The 19,785-nt window shown below is 69.7% G+C and carries 16 protein-coding genes; 3 read left to right on the forward strand and 13 right to left on the reverse strand.

Going from position 1 to position 19,785, the window contains the following annotated elements; genetic code table 11:
- Nucleotides 1-40 precede the first annotated feature (40 nt).
- A complete protein-coding gene (locus tag PW734_07115; protein ID MDE1170961.1) occupies nucleotides 41-532 on the forward strand; it encodes a hypothetical protein in 492 nt (163 codons plus the stop codon).
- Here the strand turns inward: PW734_07115 and hrpB are convergent.
- Genes hrpB through PW734_07140 form a run of 5 tightly spaced genes read right to left on the reverse strand, consistent with a single transcriptional unit; the run spans nucleotide 486 to nucleotide 6,014 of the window.
- Entirely contained in the window at nucleotides 486-3,026 is a 2,541-nt protein-coding gene (hrpB, locus tag PW734_07120; GenBank protein MDE1170962.1) for an ATP-dependent helicase HrpB, read from the reverse strand. The two genes, PW734_07115 and hrpB, sit on opposite strands and share 47 nt — an antisense overlap.
- Nucleotides 3,023-3,226, reverse strand: coding sequence for a sulfur carrier protein ThiS (gene thiS / locus PW734_07125; protein MDE1170963.1), 204 nt, complete (start codon nucleotides 3,224-3,226; stop codon nucleotides 3,023-3,025). Before thiS ends, hrpB begins: the two co-directional genes overlap by 4 nt.
- Nucleotides 3,226-4,335 (reverse strand): 2-iminoacetate synthase ThiH, encoded by a 1,110-nt coding sequence (thiH, locus tag PW734_07130; GenBank protein ID MDE1170964.1) that lies wholly within the window; start codon nucleotides 4,333-4,335, stop codon nucleotides 3,226-3,228. The genes thiS and thiH overlap by 1 nt, the downstream gene beginning before the upstream one ends.
- Nucleotides 4,332-5,132, reverse strand: a complete 801-nt coding sequence (locus PW734_07135; protein MDE1170965.1) for a thiazole synthase — start codon at nucleotides 5,130-5,132, stop codon at nucleotides 4,332-4,334. The genes thiH and PW734_07135 overlap by 4 nt, the downstream gene beginning before the upstream one ends.
- Nucleotides 5,133-5,171: 39 nt before the next feature.
- A complete protein-coding gene (locus PW734_07140; protein MDE1170966.1) occupies nucleotides 5,172-6,014 on the reverse strand; it encodes an ABC transporter substrate-binding protein in 843 nt (280 codons plus the stop codon).
- Between the two features lie 168 nt (nucleotides 6,015-6,182).
- On the opposite strand from PW734_07140, the gene PW734_07145 reads away from it, so the two are divergent.
- Nucleotides 6,183-6,968: a hypothetical protein gene (locus tag PW734_07145; GenBank protein ID MDE1170967.1), complete on the forward strand. Its 786-nt coding sequence runs from the start codon at nucleotides 6,183-6,185 to the stop codon at nucleotides 6,966-6,968.
- 10 nt (nucleotides 6,969-6,978) lie between these two features.
- Here PW734_07145 and PW734_07150 read toward each other — a convergent pair whose 3' ends face one another.
- From PW734_07150 to PW734_07175, 6 genes are all read right to left on the reverse strand, one after another.
- A complete protein-coding gene (locus tag PW734_07150) occupies nucleotides 6,979-7,908 on the reverse strand; it encodes a cation diffusion facilitator family transporter (protein ID MDE1170968.1) in 930 nt (309 codons plus the stop codon).
- A gap of 17 nt (nucleotides 7,909-7,925) precedes the next feature.
- Nucleotides 7,926-9,671 carry a dihydroxy-acid dehydratase gene (gene ilvD, locus PW734_07155; protein ID MDE1170969.1) on the reverse strand — a complete coding sequence of 582 codons (1,746 nt, stop codon included), beginning with the start codon at nucleotides 9,669-9,671 and terminating at the stop codon, nucleotides 7,926-7,928.
- A 102-nt stretch (nucleotides 9,672-9,773) separates the two neighbouring features.
- The gene (locus PW734_07160) at nucleotides 9,774-10,568 is read right to left on the reverse strand and encodes a TatD family hydrolase (GenBank protein ID MDE1170970.1); all 795 of its coding nucleotides are present in this window, start codon (nucleotides 10,566-10,568) and stop codon (nucleotides 9,774-9,776) included.
- Nucleotides 10,565-12,253 carry a TIGR03790 family protein gene (locus tag PW734_07165; protein MDE1170971.1) on the reverse strand — a complete coding sequence of 563 codons (1,689 nt, stop codon included), beginning with the start codon at nucleotides 12,251-12,253 and terminating at the stop codon, nucleotides 10,565-10,567. The genes PW734_07160 and PW734_07165 overlap by 4 nt, the downstream gene beginning before the upstream one ends.
- Complete coding sequence (locus tag PW734_07170) at nucleotides 12,250-12,405, reverse strand: hypothetical protein (GenBank protein MDE1170972.1); 156 nt, start codon at nucleotides 12,403-12,405, stop codon at nucleotides 12,250-12,252. The genes PW734_07165 and PW734_07170 overlap by 4 nt, the downstream gene beginning before the upstream one ends.
- On the reverse strand, nucleotides 12,402-13,043 hold the full coding sequence (locus PW734_07175; GenBank protein ID MDE1170973.1) for an MBL fold metallo-hydrolase: 642 nt from the start codon (nucleotides 13,041-13,043) through the stop codon (nucleotides 12,402-12,404). Before PW734_07175 ends, PW734_07170 begins: the two co-directional genes overlap by 4 nt.
- A 58-nt stretch (nucleotides 13,044-13,101) precedes the next feature.
- Between PW734_07175 and recN the strand changes: the two genes are divergently transcribed.
- Nucleotides 13,102-14,787, forward strand: a complete 1,686-nt coding sequence (recN, locus tag PW734_07180; GenBank protein ID MDE1170974.1) for a DNA repair protein RecN — start codon at nucleotides 13,102-13,104, stop codon at nucleotides 14,785-14,787.
- On the opposite strand, the gene PW734_07185 is transcribed toward recN, so the two are convergent.
- Entirely contained in the window at nucleotides 14,784-17,735 is a 2,952-nt protein-coding gene (locus PW734_07185) for a hypothetical protein (GenBank protein MDE1170975.1), read from the reverse strand. The two genes, recN and PW734_07185, sit on opposite strands and share 4 nt — an antisense overlap.
- A complete protein-coding gene (gene ligA, locus PW734_07190) occupies nucleotides 17,732-19,732 on the reverse strand; it encodes an NAD-dependent DNA ligase LigA (protein MDE1170976.1) in 2,001 nt (666 codons plus the stop codon). The genes PW734_07185 and ligA overlap by 4 nt, the downstream gene beginning before the upstream one ends.
- Nucleotides 19,733-19,785 lie beyond the last annotated feature (53 nt).

The raw sequence follows: 19,785 nt of genomic DNA on the forward strand, positions 1-19,785 counted from the left end.
GGGTTTGTCGAGGGCGAGGTGATCTCCTAATCCAAGAGAGATGGCCGCCCCCCTTGACCTGACCAACCCGGAGGAGCGCAAGGCGATCAGCCCGGCGGCCCGCCAGGGCTTTCTAAAGATTGCCGACTGCTGGCACCTTCAGGAAGACGACGCCCGGCGCCTGCTGGGCCTCCCCACGGCGGAGGAGTATGCCGCGCTCAAGGCGGAGGAGAAGCCGGTCCTTTCCCAGGACGCCCTGGAGCGGATCAGCTACGTGCTGGGCATGTTTAAGAATTTGCACATCGCCCTCAATCCGCCGCTGGCCGACGAGTGGATGCAGCGGAAGAACCGCAACCCGCTTTTCGAGGAGCGGACGCCGCTGGCCTACATTCTGGAAGCCCCGGACCAAAAGGAAGCCTGCCGGGAGGTGCGCGGCCTTTTGGAACTCCACGCGCTGGACCAGGACACGGAACCCTACGTCACGGCGCTCAAGCGGGCGCACCAGGTCAGCGCCACTCGTGCTTCGGGTAATTCCGCGATAACTCGGGCTTAAGCTTCGGGTAGGATTCCTTCCAGAAGGTCGTCAGGTTCTGGGTGACCTGGATGGGGCGGTGGTTGGGCGCCAGGACCTGGATGACCAGCGGCACCTTTCCCCCGGCGATCCGCAGGTCGCCGCCCACCTCGTAGAGATCCTGGATGCGCGCGGCCAGGATGGGGCTGCCCTCCTTCGCGTAGGTGATCTTCGCCTTCCGCTCCCCTTTGGAATTTTGCAGGGGCACCCGCTCCGGCGCGTATTTTTCCAGCCACCCCTGCTGCTGGGGGGAGAGCCACGCCTTCACGGCGGGCCAGACGGGGCGGTCCTTGATCTCCCGGTAGCTGGTGGCGCCGTGGCAGAGCTGCTCCAAGAGGGTCACGCGGTCCTCCTCGGTCAGGGCGGGCAGCTCCAGCTCCGGCATCCATTCCCGCAGGCGGTTGAGGCGGACGATCCACTGCTCCACCGCGTCGTCCCAGCCGTGGAGGGGCATCTTCCCTTCCAGGACGCGCTGGGCCAGGAGGGCGGCGGCCCGGTCGGGATCGGGCGCTTCCTCCCCCGTTTCCTTTAAGACCAGGCCGCGGAAGACGGTGCGGCGCTTTTGGATGACGCGCTTGAGGCTCTCGTCGAAGAAGACCTCGGCCTTCTCGGAGAAATCGTCCGGGAAGGCGTCGCGCAGCCACTCTTCCTTCACGGTGGTGGCCAGGGAGAGGAGGACGTCGAGCTGGCCGCCCCGGTTCACCTCCCGCACCTCGGCGGCGACGAAGAAGGGGGCGTCGTGCGCGGCGCTTTCCCGGACCAGGGTGCCGCGCCGGTTGTGGACGATGTCGCAGCGCAGGGTGCCGCCGTCGAGCCGCCGCGCCAGGTGGTCGGCGAAGCCGACGAGGAGGCACCGCTGGATCACCTCCGGCGGCGCGGGCTTTTCTTCCACGTTCAGCTTCTGCTGTCCGGCCAGGCGGAGGAAGTTTTCCAAAAGCGGCCCGATCTGCCGTGCGGCCTGGGCGTGGATGCCCAGCATCTTGCAGCGGCCCAGGTCGAAATTGGATTTCTCCGCGAAGCGCCAGGCGCGCATGAGGAGGAAGAAATCGGATTCCGTCTCCACGCCCAGGAAGTCGTCCCGGTTCTGGCCCATCTTCTTGTCCGTCTCCCGCAGGAGGAGGGGGCGCCCCTGCATGATGGCGGCGATGAGGGCGACGGGGCGGACGCAGCCGCGCCCGTCCGCCTCCAGGAGCATTCGGGCGTAGCGCGGGTGCATGGGGAAGGCGCTCATCCGGCGGCCCACGGCGGTCAGGCGGTTCGCCGCGTCGCACGCGCCGAGGTCCTGCAGGAGCCCTTCCGCCCGCTCCAGGGCGCGCGGCTCCGGCGGCTCGAACCAGGGGAAGGCCCGCAGGTCCTCCATGCCGCCCGCGCGGAGGGAGAGGACCGCCTCGGAAAGGTCGAGGCGCTTGACCTCCGGCAGCTCGGAGACGGGGCGGTGCTCGTGCTGTTTGGCCGTCCAGAGGCGCAGGCAGTGGCCCGGCGCGGTGCGGCCCGCGCGGCCCGCGCGCTGGTCGGCGGAGGCGCGGCTGATCGGCTCCACCAGCAGCGTGTTGATGCCCCGGTAGGGATCGTGCTTGGCGATGCGGGCCAGGCCGGAGTCGATGACCAGGCGGATGCCGTCGATGGTGAGGGACGTTTCCGCCACGTTCGTCGCCACGACGACCTTCCGCTTGTCGTACGTCGCCACGGCGGCGTCCTGTTCCTTGGCCGGAAGCTCGCCGAAGAGGGGAAGAAGGATCCATTCCTGCTGCGGCAGGACGGCGCGGAGGGCGGAAAGGGTGCGGTCGATCTCGTAGCCGCCCGGCATGAAGATGAGGACGTCCCCCTCCGGATGGGCGGGGAGGAGCCGCTGCAATTCGTCGGCGGCCAATTGCCACACGGGGTAGCGGTCGCCCTCCACCGGCTTGTCGAGGTATTCCATCGTGACGGGGAAGGTCCGCCCGGCGGAGGTGAGCGTGACGCAGGGGGCCAGGTATTTCTCCAGCGCGGCCGCCTCCAGGGTGGCCGACATGACGACGATCTTCAGGTCGGGCCGGAGCCGCTTTTGCAGGTCGAGGGCGCGGGCCAGCGTCACGTCGGCGTGGAGGTGGCGCTCGTGGAACTCGTCGAAGACCAGGACGGAGACGCCGGGGAGCGTCGGCTCCGCCAGCATCTGGCGCAGGAGGAGCCCCTCCGTGACGAAGCGGACGCGGGTCTTGTCCGAGGCGACGCGGTCGAAGCGGATCTGGTAGCCGATTTCCTGGCCCAGCTGCCCGCCGCGCTCCGCCGCCACGCGGGCGGCCAGCATGCGGGTGGGGAGCCGCCGGGGCTGGAGGACGACGATCTCCCCGTCCCCCGCCAGGCCGCGGTCCAGGAGGATCTGGGGGACCTGGGTCGACTTGCCGGATCCGGTGGGCGCCTGGAGGATGAGGCGGTTCTCCGTCCGCAGGGCCTCGGCCAGCGCGTCGGCGATCTCGTAGATGGGGAGGCGGCTCATCCCCCGGCCACCATGCGGATGAATTCGATCCGGTCGCCCGCGGCGACGGGCGTTTCCGGCCACTCGGAATGGAGAAGGGCCTCGCCGTTCCGTTCGACGAGGATGGCCTTGGCAGGGAGGCTGAACTTCGCGGCCAGATCCTTCAGGAGGGTGCCGGGCGCCACCTCGACGGGCTGCCCGTTGAGAACGATGCCGATCATCAGGCCCCGAGGCAGACTTCCCAATCTTTCCAGACCGGCTCCAGGCCCAGCTCCCGCAGCCGCGCGGCGACCTGGGCGGGGCTCCGCTCGTCGCTGACGGAGAACTGCTCCGTGGCGGTCGCCTCCTTCTCGCTTTCCGCCAGGGAGACGGCGCGGCCTTTTTCCGTGCGGTGGAGGGTGTCGCGGCCCGCGCCGGTGTAGCCGCCGGGCTCGGTGTGGGAGCCGGCGCTCATCATGGTGACGCCCAGGTTGGCCAGCGCGTCGCGGAAGGCGGGCCGCTCGCGGGTGGAGAGGACCAGGCCGACCTGCGGGAAGGCGATGCGCAGGGCGCAGAGGAGCTGGACGAAGTCCCGGTCGGTGAAGGGATGGCGCGGGGCGAAGTCGCCCGCGGCGGGCTTGAGCCGGGGCAGGGAGATGGTGAGGGAGGCCTTCCAGCAATGTTTCAGCAGGTGGGCGGCGTGGGCGGCCAAGGCCATCGCTTCCGTGCGCCACGGGGCCAGGCCGAAGAGGGCGCCGATGCCCAGGCGGCGGAACCCGGCGGCGTAGGCCCGCTCCGGGGTGTCGAGCCGCCAGTCGAAGTCCCGCTTGGGACCGGCTGTGTGGAGTTCCGCGTAGGCTTCCCGGTCGTAGCTCTCCTGGTAGACGACGAGGCCTTCCGCCCCGGCGGCGGTCAGCGGCAGGTAGGCCTCCGTCTCCATCGGCGCGACTTCGAGCGAGACGGAGGGGACGAAGGGGCGGATGCGCGCGACGCACTCCGCCATGTAGCCCTCGGAAACGAACTTGGGATGCTCCCCGGCGACGAGGAGGAGGTTGCGGAACCCTTCGGCGGCCAGGTGGCGGGCCTCCGTTTCCACCTGGTCGACGGTGAGCGTGGTGCGGAGGATCGGGTTGTCGCGGGAGAAGCCGCAATACTTGCAGATGTTGATGCACTCGTTGGAAAGATAGAGCGGCGCGAAGAGCCGCATCGTCTTGCCGAAGTGGCGGCGGGTGAGCAGCTGCGCCTCGCGGGCGGCGGCTTCCAGGTCGGCGTCCGGTTCCAGGAGCGCGGCGAAGCGGCGGAGCGCAGCGGCCGGAGGCGGCCCGGCGCGGAACGATTCGGAAAAGGTCATCGCGTCCCGGCGGGCTCCAGGAACCCGGTGAGGGGGCTGGTCGCCTCCGCCTGGACGTGGGCGGGAGCGAGGCCCGTTTCGTAGGCGATCCGCCCGGCCTCCACGGCCAGCTTGAAGGCGTGGGCCATGGCGGCGGGATCGGGGGCGACGGCCAGGGCCGTGTTCACTAGGACGGCGGAGGCGCCCAGCTCCAGCGCGGCGGCGGCGTGGGAAGGCGCGCCCAGGCCCGCGTCGACGATGACGGGGACGGTGGCCTGCTCGACGATGATTTCCAGCTGCGCGCGGGTTTCCAGGCCCCGGTTGGAGCCGATGGGGGCGCCCAGCGGCATGACGGTGGCCGCGCCGGCGTCTTCCAGGCGCTTGGCCAGGACGGGGTCGGCGTTGATGTAGGGAAGGACGGTGAAACCTTCCTTGGCCAGGATTTCGGTGGCGGCCAGGGTCTCGATGGGGTCGGGCAGGAGGTAGCGGGGATCGGGGTGGATCTCCAGCTTCACCCACTTCGGCAGCCCGGCGCTGGCGGCCAGGCGGGCCAGGCGGACGGCTTCCTCCGCGTTCATCGCGCCGGAGGTGTTCGGCAGGAGGAGGTATTTCTCCGGGTCGATGGCGGTGAGGATGTCGGCGTAGGGGTCTTCCTTCCCCGTGAGGTCGGCCCGGCGCAGGGCGACGGTGACGATCTCCGCGCCGCTCGCTTCCAGCGCGGCGATCATGGCGGCGTTGGAGGAGAACTTGCCGGTGCCGACCAGGAGCCGGGAACGGAACGTCCGGCCCGCGATCTGCCAGGTTTGGGGAGAAATCATCAGGGGGCTATTCTACGCCCGCCGGATCGCCCGCACAACCTATTCGACGAATTCGAGGGGGCCCTGCTTCGGGATCAGGCCCTTCTTTTCCGCCCGGCTCAGGAATTCCCGGATGCCCGCGCGGCCCCGCTCGCCGTAGTCGACGGTCAGCTCGTTCACGTACATGCCGATGAAGTCGTCCGCCAGCTGCGTATCCAGGCCCCGGCCAAAGGGCAGGGCGTAGTCGACGCCCTCCTTCCGGTGGGCCAGGCCGTAGGAGATGCTTTCCTTGAGGATCTTGGAGAGCTCCTGATTGGTTTCCTTCCCCAGGGCCTTGCGGACGCCGTTGCCGCCCAGGGGGAGGGGGAGGCCGCCGGTTTCCCGGTGCCACCAGGCGCCCAGGTCCTCGCAGAGGACGAGGCCTTCCTTTTGATAGGTCAGCTGCCCTTCATGGATGATGAGGCCGACGTCGGCCCGGCCGTCCTTCACGGCGTCAAAGATCTGGTCGAAGGGGACCTCGATCCAGTCAAACTGCTCGGCGGTCTGGTCCAGGTAGAGCTGGAGGGCCAGGAAGGCGCTGGTGAGCTTGCCCGGGATGGCGATCTTGGCCTTGGCCAGCTCCTCCTTGGAATACATCCGCTTGGCCACCAGGCGGGGGCCGTAGTTGTCCCCCATGCTGGCGCCGCTGGGGAGCAGGGCGTATTTGTCCGAAAGGTAGGCGTAGGCGTGGATGGAGAAGGCGGTGATGTCCAGCTCTTCCCGGAATGCGCGCTGGTTGAGCGTCTCGATATCCTGGAGCAGGTGCTCGAAGGTGTGGCCGCGGGCGTCGATCTTGTCCTTGGCCAGGGCGTAGAACATGAAGGCGTCGTCCGGGTCGGGGGAATGGCCGAGGGTAAAATGCATGGAAAATGACGATTAGAGCCTGTCCTGCGCTTTGAAAAGGCCGCGTTGCGCCTAAAAATCCCTCTATAAAGGGGCCCGATTCCTGCTGACGAGTCTATTATGCTCTTGATTCTCAAGGCGTTTGGGACGAAAATACGACAGATGGAGGATCGCGGCATGAACTATCCCATGAACTCCCGTTTCCTGAAACTTCATAAGGCTCTCCTCCTGGGGGCTGCCTGTTCCCTTCTTTGGGCGGGAGCGGCATTTGCCGCCGGCAAGCCCTTCTCGATGAAGGTCGGCACGAACGACACCCTTTACGTCTACGACACGGCCGGAAACGTGGTGGCGACGCTGCCCACCGGCACCATCGGACGGCAGATCGACATCGATTCCTACTCCTTCCAGGTCAGCTATGGCCGCGACGCGGAGGGGAACCTCTCCGTCATCGTCACCCCGGCGGGTGAGCATGCCACCCCGCTTTTCTTCACCATGAATGGCCGGGAGGTCAACGTGGACTCCACCGGCGTGGCCACCATGACTCTGGCCGCCAGCGGGGATGTCCGCGTGGAAGGCGGCGCGCTGGGCGGCGTGCGGGTGGATGGAAACGCGTCCAACGCGCAGGTATCGGCCTCTCCCGCCCCGCTTCCCGCTTCCGCCGCCGCGGCGGAGGCTGCCGCGTCTCCGGCCGCCGCCCCGGCGGCCACCTCCGCCGGCTCTCCCGGCGCGGTGACGCCCGATTCCATCGTGGCCCTTTACGCTCCCGCTCCCGCCCTGATCCCGGGGCCGACGAATCAGAAGCCCGACGTTTTTGCCACGCCCTACGGAGCGGAAGGCGCGTTCGATCCCGTGGCCCCGCCCAGCGCCCTGCCGGTGACTCCGGACGTGCGCACGAATCCTTCCGCCGTGATCGACGGCGCCACCGGCCAGTCGATCAACGTGCCGACGAATCCCCCGCCGACCACGCCGATCTAACCGGCGTCTGCTAGTTGGACGGAGGGGGCGTGTGTTCCCGCCCTTCGGTCTGTCCGGCGGGTTCGATGTGGACGTCGACCTCCGCGACACCCAGGGAGGATTCGATCAGGCGGTCCTTCACGTCATGGGCGATGGCGTGCCCCTTTTCCACTGTCATCTGCCCGTCGACCTCCACGTGGATGACGACTTGCAGCTCCAGGCCGCTTTTCCGCACGCGGCATTTCTCGATTCGTTCCACCCCTTTGACCGATTCGGCCAGTTCCCGGATCTTCCGCCGCAGGGCGGCGGGCGGGGCGGCGTCCAGCATGTCGTCCAAGGAGGGGCCCAGGAGGCGCAGGCCGTTGATCGCCACGATGACGCAGGCCACCAGGGCGGCCACGCCATCGGCGGCGACGTATTTGGGGCCGCCCAGCAGGGCCACGGAGATGCCGACAAAGGCGGCGATGGAGGTGAGGGCGTCGGCCCGGTGGTGCCAGGCCTCGTTATGGAGGGAGCGGCTTTGCAGATCCTCGCCCGTGCTCAGGACGCGGCGGGCCAGGAATTCCTTGATGACGATGACGATGGCCAGGACGGGCAGGGTCAGCCAGTGGGGTTCCGGCCCGGGATGGAGGACCTGCCCGACGCCCTGCACGGCGATGACCAGGGAGGCTCCCAGCAGCGCCAGGGCGACGAGGAAGCCCGCCAGGGACTCGACCTTCCCGTGGCCGAAGGGGTGGGAGGCGTCCGGAGGCCGGAGGGACTGCCGGAATCCCGCCCAGATAATCAGGGAGGTGAGGGTATCGGCGGAGGACTCGATGCCGTCGGCAAAGAGGGCGGTGGAGTGGCCCAGGACACCCGCGGTGATCTTCACCGCGGCCAGCGCGGCGTTGACCAGCAGGCCCAGCGTGGTGAGGAAGAGGGCCCGATGGACGCCGTGTTTTTTGGGATGCGCGGGTTCCATCGGGCGTTCCTTTCCGTTTACTTACCCCGCTTTGGGGCAAAGTGCAAATCGGTCACCGCGCCCAGGTGGGCGGAGCTGACCTGTTCCGCATACTTGGCCAGGACGCCCCGGGTGTAGCGGGGGGCGGGCGTCTTCCACTTCTTTTTGCGGGCGGCCAGCTCCCGGACGGGCACGTCCAGGGCGATGACGCGCTTCTGCGCGTCGATGAGGATGGGGTCCCCGTTCTTCACCAGGGCCAGTGGGCCCCCGACGTAGGCTTCCGGCGCGATGTGGCCGACGACGAAGCCGTGGCTGCCGCCGGAGAAGCGCCCGTCGGTGATGAGGGCCACGTCCTTCCCCAGCCCCTTGCCCATGACGGCGGAGGTGGGGGCCAGCATTTCCCGCATGCCCGGGCCGCCGCGCGGCCCCTCATAGCGGACGACGATGACGTCCCCTTTCTTCACGCGGTTGTCCAGGATGGCGGCCAGGGCCTCCTCTTCCGAGTCGAAGCAGCGGGCCTTGCCGCGGAAGGAGAGGCCCTCCTTGCCGCTGATCTTCGCCACGGCGCCGTCCGGGGCCAGGTTGCCGCGGAGGACGACGAGGTGGCCGTCCGGCTTGATGGGGTCCTCGAAGGGGCGGATGATGTCCTGCCCGGCGGGGTAATCGGGGGCGTTCTTCAGGTTCTGGGCCACGGTCTTGCCCGTGACGGTCAGGCAGTCGCCGTGCAGGAGGCCCTTGTCCAGGAGCCGCTTCATGAGCGGCACCAGGCCGCCGATGCGGCAGAGGGCGGCCATGACGTAGCGGCCGCTGGGCTTCAGGTCGGCCAGGACGGGGACCCGCTTGCCGATGCGGGTGAAGTCGTCCAGCTCCAGCTTCACCCCTGCGGCGTGGGCGATGGCCAGGAGGTGGAGGACGGCGTTGGTGCTGCCGCCCAGGGCCATGACGACGGTGATGGCGTTCTCAAAGGCCTTCCGCGTCATGATGTCGCGGGGGCGGATATTTTTGGCGATGAGGGGGATGACGGCGGCGCCGGCGTGGCGGCATTCGTCGACTTTCTCCTTCGACTCGGCGATGGCCGAAGAGCTGTTCGGCAGGCTCATGCCCAGGGCCTCGATGGCGCAGGCCATCGTGTTGGCGGTGTACATGCCGCCGCAGGAGCCGGGGCCGGGAATGGCGCACTTTTCGATCGCGTCGAGTTCGGTCTGGGGGATCTTTCCGTTGGCGCGGGCGCCGACGGCCTCAAAGACGTTCACCAGGTCGATGTCCTTCCCCTTGAAGCAGCCGGGCAGGATGGTGCCGCCGTAGACGAAGACGGCGGGCCGGTTCAGGCGGCCGATGGCCATGAGCGCGCCGGGCATGTTCTTGTCGCACCCGCCGACGAAGACCAAGCCGTCCAGGCCCTGGCAGCCGACGACGGTCTCGATCGAGTCGGCAATCACCTCGCGGGAGGCCAGGGAATACTTCATCCCTTCCGTACCCATGGAGATGCCGTCGGAGACGGTGATGGTGTTGAAGGAGATGGCCTTGCCGCCCGCCGCGTCGACGCCCCCGGCGGCCTCTTCGGCCAGCTTGTCCAGGTGGATGTTGCAGGGGGTGACCTCGCTCCAGGCGGAGCCGACGCCGATCAGGTTCTTCTTGAAATCTTCGTGCTGGAAGCCGGTGGGGTAGAGCATCGAGCGGTTCGGCGCGCGCTCCACGCCGTCGACCACCGAGGCGGAAAAAAGGCGGTGGGCGGGGGGCAGGGGTTTCGTCGGCTTGCGGCTGGGATCGTCGATGGTTCTCACGGGAGGTTTAGCGTAGCGAGGAGGGCTTCAAACGGGCAAGGCGTTTGGATTAGCCCGAGGGAAAAGGACGGACCGCTTCCGACAGGAAAGGCCGGGGGCCGGTTATTTTTCAGGAAAGCGGAAGAAACCGCGCGCCGTGGCGGTGGTGGCGGCGCCCAGGTCGGCCAGGGAAAGGCCCCGCGCGTCGGCGATGGTCTGGGCGATGAGGCGGGTGTGGGCCGGTTCGCACCGCTGGCCGCGGTGGGGGACGGGGGCCAGGTAGGGGCAATCGGTCTCCACCATGAACTTATCCAGGGGGATCTTCGCTGCCGTTTCCAGGACCCCCTTGCCGTTCTTGAACGTCACGATGCCGGTGAAGGAAACCAGGTGGCCCAGGGCGAAGAGCTCTTCCGCCTGCGCCGTGGTGCCGCCGAAGCAGTGGTAGACGCCGCGCAGCCGGCCGGTGAATTCCTTGAGGATGGCCAGGGTGTCGTCCCAGGAATCCCGCTGGTGGATGACGACGTTGAGTTTCGCCTGGGCGGCCATTTCCAGCTGGGCGCGGAAGGCTTCCGCCTGCAGGCGCTTGATTGCGGCCACCTGCGCGGGGTCTTCCGGCAGCCGGTGGTAGTCGAGGCCGATTTCCCCCACGGCGACGACGCCGGACTGGGCCAGCAGGGGGCGGATCTCCTCCAATTCCGCCAGGGAGCCGGGGCCGACGTCGCACGGGTGGATGCCCACGGTGGCCCAGAGGACGCCGGGATACTCCCGCGTGAGGGCAACGCATTTGCGGCTCGATTCCAGGCCGGTGCCGATGGCGATGATTTCCGTGACGCCCTGTTCCCGGGCGCGGGCGACGACCTCGCCCCGGTCGGCGTCGAAGTCGGGGTAGTAGAGGTGCGCGTGCGTCTCGAGGATCACGGCTGCTTCCCCAGGCCGGTCAGGGGGATTTTCGGCGGCGGCCCATTGGGCGGGATGCCGCTGTCGGCGTCCGGGGCGGGGATGCCGCCGGTGCTGTCGATGGATTTGACCATCTTTTGCAGGCCGAAGTAGACGGCCTCGTTCGGGTAGCGGGAGAGCAGGAGGGAGAGGAGGCGGCGGGCGTCCTTTTCCCGGAAACGGTTTTCATAGGCGGTGGCGGCCTTCATGTTGTTCCGCATCTGGTCTTCCAGGGTGGGGCTCATGTTGAAGGCCCGCTCGTAGGCCTCCGCCACGCTGGAATTGGCGGGGAGCAGGCTGGGGTCGCTCATGAGGTCGGCGAAGCCTTCCCAGCCGGCGTAGGTCAGGTGGGGATCGGCGGTCAGGCGGCTGAGGGCGGCGCGGCACTCGTCCAGGTTTCCGGCGGCCAGGGCGGCAGCGGCCTGCTGGACGCGCAGCTCGTCTTTCCAGACGCTCTCCGGATCGGCCTTGGCGACGGCCTGGTCCAGCGGCACGGCAAAGGGGGTGTAGAGCGGGTCGCCGACGAAGGTGGTCATCCAGGAAAGGACCTTTTGGGAGGCGTAGGCCGCCTCAATGAAGGAGCTGCCTTGCAGGAGGCGCCGGATGAAGACGTCCCAGTGGGGCATGAAGTCGAGGTAGGGCTCGTAGACCGCGCCCATGGTGGCGGCTACGCCCTTGTCGATGAGCGGGCCGCACCAGTTCTTGTCCGTGGAGCGGAGCGTGAAGGCGCCGAAGGAGTGGATGTGGTAGGCGATCGCCCCGCGCATGAAGACGGAGCCCTTCAGCCCGGGCCGCATGAAGGGGCCGCCCGCGTTTTCCTGGTACCACCCGGCGTAGATGCCGACGTTGCGCCAGGGCAGGTTTTCCGCGAAGAGGGGGGGCTTGTGGTCCAGGGTGACGAGCCAGCCCGCCTTGGAAAGTTCCCTGGCGCTGTCGACCAGCTGCTTGTCCCCCTGGTAGTAGCCGGAATTGGAGTCGCCCAGGCCGCGCGCGTCGATGCAGGCGATGCCGGTCAGGCGGTGCTTTTCCGCGTAGAGGGCGTCGTCGATCATGCGGCGGACGTCTTCCGCCGTGGGGCCGTCCAGGCGGCCCACCAGGATCATCTCCCGCGCGTCGAGGCTGTCGAAGGCCCGCTCGTATCCCAGGAGCTGGTAGGGATTCGGCATCGTGGCGATGAGCGGCAGGCCGACGAGGGGGAGGAGGGCCAGCTCCGAGTCGACCGAGGCGGCGTTCGTGTTCAGCTGGCTGTTGGCGGTGGGGACTTCCTTCACCGTCGGGTCGTTGGCGACCTTGAGCGGGATCCCCTTCATGAGGACGATGCACCAGATGTCGTTGTGCGTCGCCGCTTTGATCGGGAGGGTCTGGTTGCCGAAGGGGGAGACGCTCTCCTCCAGGGTCATCCACTTCTTGCGCAGGAGGTGGGCGCGGATCGGCTCCTCGATATGGGTGCGGTATTCGTTCCGGTCGATCTCCTCCGCCGTGGAGCAGCGGATGCCCAGGATGTGGTCCTTCGGGATGCCGCGCTTCTCCGCGTAGTAGCGGGCCAGGGAGGAGCTTTCCGGCAGGATGTCGTTGTAGACGACGAGGGTGTGGAGCGCCATCGGCTCGGCGCGCAGGGACGGGGCGGCGCAGGCCAGGAGTGCCAGCGCCAGGAGAAAACGGGTCATAAGGCCCATGTCAGGCCATCATAAGCGACCTCGCACCCGGGCGGCAACTCCCCTTCGCGCGCGGCGTGCGATTTGTGATGGGTCAGGTGGGTCAGGACGGTGCGCCCCGCCCCGATGGCGCGCCCGGCGGCCACGGCCTCCGCCGTGTTCATGTGGGTGGGGTGGAGGTCGTCCCGCAGGCCGTCCAGGTGATGGCCAGCTCCACGCCCTGCAGGCGGGCGCGGGCGGCTTCCGGGATTTCCTTGGCGTCGGGAATGTAGGCCAGGAGCTTCCGGCCCTCCCGCTCAATCAGGAAACCGTGCGTCTCAGCCCGGCCGTGGACGACCCGCAGGGGCCAGACGGTCAGGGTCCCCAGCCGCAGCGGCGCGTCGGGGGGAAAGACGTGGGGCGTCGTCCGCACGTAGTGGGGCACCTGGATGGAGGTGTCGAAGGCGTAGGAAAAGGTTTGCCGGAGCAGGGCGACGGTCTCGGGGGAGCCGTAGATGTCCAGGGGGCGCCCGTTGGCCTCGCAAAAGCGGCGCAGATCGTCGTAGCCGAAGACGTGGTCCGCGTGGTTGTGGGTGAAGAGGACGGCCTCCACCCGGCTTACCCCGGCGGCCAGGCACTGGAGGCGCAGCTCCGGGGTGGTGTCGATCAGGAAGGGGAGGACCCCGTCGTCCACGTAGAGGGAGGAGCGGGTCCGGCGGTCCCGGGGGTCGGGGGAACGGCAGACCGCGCAGGGGCAGCCGATCATCGGCACCCCCTGGGAGGTGCCGGAGCCTAGGACGGTGACGCGGACGGGAGCGGCCATGGGAGGAAATTTTGTTATCAGTTGGCAGGGCGGACCGGAAGCGGTAAATCGGTGTCCCATGCTCAGCGCCCTGCGGATCAAGAACCTGGCCCTCATCGACGAGCTCCGGTGGGAGCCGGGCGCGGGATTCAATTCCCTGACCGGCGAGACCGGAGCGGGGAAGTCGATCCTGATCGACGCCCTCATGCTTCTGGCCGGAGAGCGGGCGGACAAGACCCTCATCCGTTCCGGCGCGGAAAGCTGCGCGGTGGAGGCGGAAGTGGCCCTGCGGCCGCCGCTCCTGGCCCGCGTCGGCGCCCTTCTGGAAGAGATCGGCGCGGAAAGGTGCGAGGACGGCGTCCTCCTCCTCAAGCGGACCCTGGCCGCCTCCGGCGGCCGCCAGTTCGTGAACGGCAGCCCCGTCACCCTCCAGGGCCTCAAGCGGCTGGGGGATCTCCTGGTCGACGTCCACGGGCCGCACGACCACCAGTCCCTCCTCCGCACGGAGGAGCAGCTCCGCGTCCTGGACGCTTATGGCAAGACCACCGGCCTGCGGGAGGAAACCGCCCGGGCGTACGAGGCCTGGCGGGAAATCGGCGCGCGCCGCGCCGCCCTGACGCTAAGCGAGCGGGAGCGGGAGGAAAAACTCGAGCGCCTGCGCCGCCATCACCAGGACATCGAGCAGGCCCGCCTCCAGCCGGAGGAGGACGTCCAGGTGGAGCGCGACTTCAAGCTGGCCCACCACGCCCGGCAGATCCTGGAGTGGTCCTCCGCCGTCGCCGCCCAGATCAGCGAGGGGGAGGGCGCGGCCCTCACCGCCCTGGCGCAGGTGGAGCGGACCCTGGCCGCCTGGCAGAAGATCGACCCCGCCGCCGCGGCCTGGGCGGAGCAGAACCACGCCGCCGTGGCCCAATTGCAGGACCTGGCCGCGGAGATTTCCTCCTACGCGGAGCGGGTCGACCTGGACGGCGCCCGCCTCCAGCAGCTGGAGGAGCGGATGGGCCTCCTTCATTCCCTTAAGAAAAAGTACGGCCCCACCCTGGCCGACGTGATCGCCCACGGCGCCGCCGCCGGGGAGGAACTGCGCGCGTTGGAGGCCGGGGACGAAACGCTGGCCCGCCTGGAAAAGGAAGAGGCGCAGGCCCGCCGCGCCTTGGAGCAGGCCGCCGCCAAGCTCGGCGCGGCCCGGCGGAAGACCGCCCCCGGCCTGGGTGAGGCGGTGACGCGGGAGCTGCGCGAGCTGGGCTTCAAGCAGGCCGCCTTCTCCGTTTCCCTAAAGGAGCGGGAGCCCGGCCCGGCGGGCGCGGACGAGATCGAGTTCCTCTTCGCCCCCAACGTCGGGGAGGGAGCGCAGCCGCTCCGCGCCATCGCCTCCAGCGGTGAGATGGCCCGCGTGATGCTGGCGGTGAAGACGACGCTGGCGGAGGTCGATTCCGTTCCCATCCTCGTCTTCGACGAGGTCGACGCCAACGTCGGCGGCGAGACGGCCTGGGCCGTCGGGCGGAAGCTGGCCCGGCTGGGGAAGACCCACCAGGTCCTGGGCATCACCCACCAGCCGCAGGTCGCCGCGCAGGGGGAGCCCCATTTCCACGTGGCCAAGGAAGTGCGGGACGGCCGCACCGCCACCGCGCTCCAGCGGCTCGACAAGCCGGGCCGCATCACGGAGCTGGCCCGCATGCTCGGCGGCAAGAGCAAGGAGTCGCTGGCCCTGGCCGAGCGGCTCCTCCAGGGCGAGCCGAAGAAGAAAGAAAAGGCGGCAGCCTAGTCGCCGCGCGGGGGCAGCCCCGGCGTCCGGTTCCACTTTTCCCGGAGGGTCTCCTCCGGGATTTCCAGCGTGGCCAGCGGCAGGCGGCTGCTTTTTTGAAAGCGGTCGCGCACGGGCAGCGTCTGGCCGAAGAGGCCTTCTTTCCACGCCTTTTCCAGGACGCGCCACGCGTCGGCGAAGGCGGGGTCTGCGGGATCGACGGGCGTCGGGGCGGCCGCCTTTCCCGATCCGGCGTGGAGAACCAGGACGGAGATTTCCCGCAGGTTCGGCCGCGCCGCGCGGAGGAGCGCGGCGTAGACGACCAGCTGGAAGTAGGCCGCCTTCTCCGGGTCGGCGGCGGCCCCCGCGTCGAAGTCGGCCGCCAGGAGCCCCGTTTTCAGGTCGATGATGCAGGCCCGCGCGGCCTGGGAGGGATCGGGCGCGTCGAGGGCGATGAGATCGGCCCGCCCGCGCCAGGGCAGTTCCGGCAGCGGGCCGCCGGCGGGCTCCAATTCCAGCGCGAACTCGGAGGCCAGGTGGGTGAACTCCGGGGGCAGTTCCGCCTGGAGGCGGACCAGGAGGCTGCGGGCCGCCGCGCCCAGGCGGGGCCACTCGCTCTTCCACCAGGTGGGGGCGGGAGCCTGCGCGGCGGCGTGGGCGCGGAGGACTTCCTCCCCGCTTCGCCGCCATTCCTTTTCCAGCGCGGCGAAGAGGCCGGGCCACTCCGCCCGTTCCGGCAGCGCCGCCCACGCGCCGCCCAGCGCCAGGACCAGCTGCTCCATCCAGCGGTGGAGCCAGAAGCCCCGGAAGAGGGGCCACGGATCGTCGTCCGCCGTTTCCTCCCGCCGCCGCATCTTCAGCAGGGCCTCGAACCAGGCGGTCGCGGGATCCTGCAGGGTCTTTTCCGCCGCCCCGGCGGTCAGCGGGTGGGCGTGGGGCTTTCCGTCCGTGGCGAATTGAAAGGGGCCGAAGGGAGATTCCGCGTCGGTCCGCGCGGCGCGGGCGGCGCGCAGGGCGGAGAGGGAGGCGTCTTCCATCGGGGCGGAGGCGGCGGGCTCCGTCCCGGGGGAGGGGTGAAGCTTTTCCGGCCAAGGGCCGCGCGCGGCTTCCCAGGCTTGGCGGTAGAAGGGAGAAGGGGAAACCTCCCGCCCGCCGTCCAGCTCGTCCCGCGCGGCGGCGCAGAGGGCGGTTCCGCCGCCCGCGCTTTCCAGGAGGAGGGTGAAGGTTTCCCGCGTCAGGCGGCGGTGCTCCGCGGCGGTGAGGAGCGGCGCGTAGCCGGTGGCGTAGGACATTTCCTCCCCGCCGGAGGGGGAGGGGACCTGGGCTTGGCGGTTGAGCCGCTCCCGCAGGCCGTCCTCCAAAAGATTGGCGGGGAGGTCGATGCGGGGCCAGGCCCCTTCCTCCACCTCCGCCAGGAAGAGGTGGTCCCAGGCGAGGCCGCGCGCCGATTCCGGGGAGAGGAAGCGGACGGGGGACCATTCGGAAAAGTCGCGCGTCCGTTCCGGCCGGGCGGCGAAGCTTTCCAGGATCTCGCACGCGGCGGCGCGGCCCAGGGGCGCCGTCCAGGCGCGGGAAAGGCGGTCGAGCTCCTGGGCCAGGAAGCGGCGAACGGGCTTGCCCAGCCCTTCCCTAAGCAAAAGGTCGAGCTGCGCGCCCAGGCGGTCGAGGTATTGGCGCAGCGGGGCGTTTTCCGGCCAGCGGCCTTCCCGCTCCCACCAGGCCATGAAGGCGTGGAGGGCGGGCAGCCCTTCCTCCCGCTCCCGCAGCCAGGCGGCGAGGACGGCGGCGTCGTCGCTCATCGTCTGCCGCCGGGCCTCGGCCAGCTTCCGTTCCAGCCGCCCGTCGTCCGCGCCGAAGCGTTTCTGGAAGGCGGGCACGGCGGAGGCCCGCCGCCAGAAGGCCAGGAAATTTTCCAGCCAGAGGCCGTCCTGCTGGAGGCGCAGCCAGTCCCGCAGCAGCTCCTGCTCGAAGCGGAGGGGGAGCGGCGTCTCGAAGTCGGAATGGAAGGGGATGCCGTCCTCCCGCAGGAGCTGGATGGCGCGGGAGAGGCCGGGGGAAACGGCGGGAAAGACGAGGCCGATTCGCGCGTCGGGCTTGGCCGCCAGCCAGGCGCGGACCTGGCGGCGGAGGCCCTGCGCGGCGTCCTCCCGGTCGGCGGCCAGGAAGAAGCGGGGCGCGGGCGGGGCCGGATTTTCGCCCTCCTCCGGCACGCCGCCGGGGAGCGCCGTCTCCGCCTGGGGCAGGGCGGCGGCGACGAGGTCGTGCCAGGGCTGCTCGGTCGTTTCCTGGCCGGGCGCGGCCAGGAGGGTGAGGACGGCGCACTCCTCCCACGCGCGCAGCGCCGCTTCCAGGAGGGGAAAATCGGCGGCCTGCCGCAGCCCGCAGCCCAGGACCAGGAGGCGGCCGGGGACGGAGCGGGGCTGCCGCTGGGCGGAGGCGCGCAGCCGCGCGTCCTGCAGCGCGCGGAGGCCGGAGGCCAGGACGGGATGGCCCGCCAGGTCTTCCCAGCCGCGCCGCAGGGCGTCGAGGTCCCGCCGGTGGGTGGCGGGCTGCCCGGCCAGGAGGGCCCCGGCGGAGTGGCCCGCGGCGGCCAGCTCGTCGAGCGCGCGGAGCAGCGGCGCGGCGTCCCGCGCCAGAGCCTGGCAAAGGGGGAAGTCGATCCGCTCCGCCATCCGCCGCAGAAGGAACTCGAGCTCCTCCCGGCCCCAGAGGGGCGGCTTTTCTCCCAGGAGCGGTTCGGCCAAAAGGGGGCGGAGGTCGCGGGGGAGGACGAAGTGGGCGTTGAAGAGGACCGCGCCGCGCTCCAGAAGGAATCGCTTCCAGGCCGCCTGGTGGGCGCGGGAAGGGACGACGAGGGTGACCGGGGCCGCCGCCGCGTCGTGGTGGGGCCGCCACGTCTGCCAGAGCCGGAGGAGGGTTTCGCCCAGGTCCGCCGGATCGCTGCAGAGGAGGTGGCGGCCCTGGCTCATTGCAGGAGCTGTTGGAACTCTTCTTCCCCGATGACGGCCACGCCGTGCTTCTTGGCCTGGGTCAGCTTGGAACTGGGTTTGGCGGCGCCGCTTTCGCCGGAGAGGACGTAGTCGGTCAGCTTGCTGACGCTGCTGGCCACCTTGCCGCCCGCCGCGCGGATCTTTTCCACGAAGGATTCCCGGGACGCGGAGAGGGTGCCGGTGATGACGAAGGTCTTCCCCTCCAGCGGGCCGCCCGCCGCGGGCTTTTCCGGCGGCTGGGGATCGACGCCCCGCTCCGCGAAGCGGCGGAGGAGCTCCCGGTTCCCCTCGTCCCGGAACCAGGCGTGGATGCTCTCCGCCATGATCGCGCCGACGTTCGGCACCGCCTCGATCTCCTCCTTCTCCGCGGCGGCCAGCGCGTCCAGGGAGCCGAAGTGGGCGGCCAGTTCCTGTCCCGCCGTGACGCCGACGTGGAGGATGCCCAGGGCGAAGAGGAAGCGTCCCAGCGGGCGGCGGCGGCTGGCCTCGATGCCGTCCAGGACGTTCTGGGCCGACTTCTCCGCCATCCGCTCGAGGGTCAGGAGCTGGTCGAGGGTGAGGGCGTAGAGGTCGGCCGGGTCGCGGACCAGGCCGCGGTCGATGAGCTGGCCGCCCAGGACCTCGCCGACGCGCTCGATGTCCATCGCGCTGCGCTGGGCGAAGTGGAGGAGCCGCCGCTTCAGCTGGGCGGGGCAGGCGGGATTGACGCAGCGCAGGAAGATGCCGTCCCAGGAAAGGGGCGCGGCGCAGCCGGGGCATTCCGCGGGCGGCTCGATCTTTCGTTCCGCGCCGGTGCGGGCGGCCAGGTCGACCTCGACGACGGCGGGGATGACCTCCCCGGCTTTCTCGATCCAGACCGCGTCGCCGATGCGGATCTGCTTGCGCTCCACCTCGTCGAAATTGTGCAGCGTCGCCCGGGCGACGGTGGAGCCCGCCAGGGGGACCGGCTCCAGTTCCGCCACGGGGGTGATCGTGCCGGTGCGGCCCACCTGGAAGGTGACGGCGTTCAGCCGCGTGCGGGCGCGCTCCGCGCCGTACTTATAGGCCATCGCCCAGCGCGGGGCCTTGGAGGTGAGGCCCAGGCGCTCGCGCAGGGGCCATTCGTTGAGCTTGATGACGGCGCCGTCCAGCTCGTAGGGGAAGCGGCTCTCCCGCCGCAGCCGGTCCAGCTCGCCGATGGCGGCGACGAGCGCCTCGGCGTCCGCGCATTGCGGATGCCAGCCGGGGATGGGGAGGTGCCAGGACTTGAGCTTTTCCATCCATTCCACCTGGCTGGCGCATTCCAGCCCTTCGCAGTGGCCGGGACCGTAGAGGACGATGGCCAGGCCGCGCTTGGCCACCACGCGCGGGTCGAGCTGCTTGAGGGAGCCCGCGGCGGCGTTGCGCGGATTGGCGAAGAGGGGCTCTCCCGCCGCTTCCCGCTGGCGGTTGAGGGCGGCGAAGGCCGCGGTGGGGAAGTAGACCTCCCCGCGCACTTCCAAGATTTCCGGCAGTCCCTTTCCTTCCAGGGAAAGGGGGAGGTTGCGCAGGGTGCGCAGATTGGCGGTGATGTCGTCGCCCGTCTGGCCGTCGCCGCGCGTGGCGCCCTGGACGAAGCGCCCCTTTTCATAGCGGAGGCTCACCGCCACGCCGTCGATCTTCGGCTCCACGGTGAAGGTGTGGGGGATCTCCCGTAGGTTCTTTCCCACCCGTTCCACGAAGGTGCGGACCTCCTCCTCCGAGTAGGTGTTGTCCAGGCTGAGCATCGGCAGGGCGTGCCGGACGGAGGCGAATTCCGGCAGCGGCGCGCCGCCGACGCGCTGGCTGGGGGAATCGGGCGTGGCCAGCTCGGGATGGGCCGCCTCCAGGTCGAGCAGCTCGCGGTAGAGGGCGTCGTATTCCTGGTCGGGGACGAGGGGGGCCGCCTCCAGGTAATAGGCGCGGTCCAGCTCCCGGATGCGGGCGGCGAGGGTGTGATGGCGGTCGCGGAAGCTCAAGACCGGAGATTTTGGGAGAAGCGTCCCAAAAAGCAACGCCGGACCCGTTTTCC

It is taken from the genome of Verrucomicrobium sp. (assembly GCA_028283855.1).
Taxonomy (GTDB): Bacteria; Verrucomicrobiota; Verrucomicrobiia; order Methylacidiphilales; family GAS474; genus GAS474.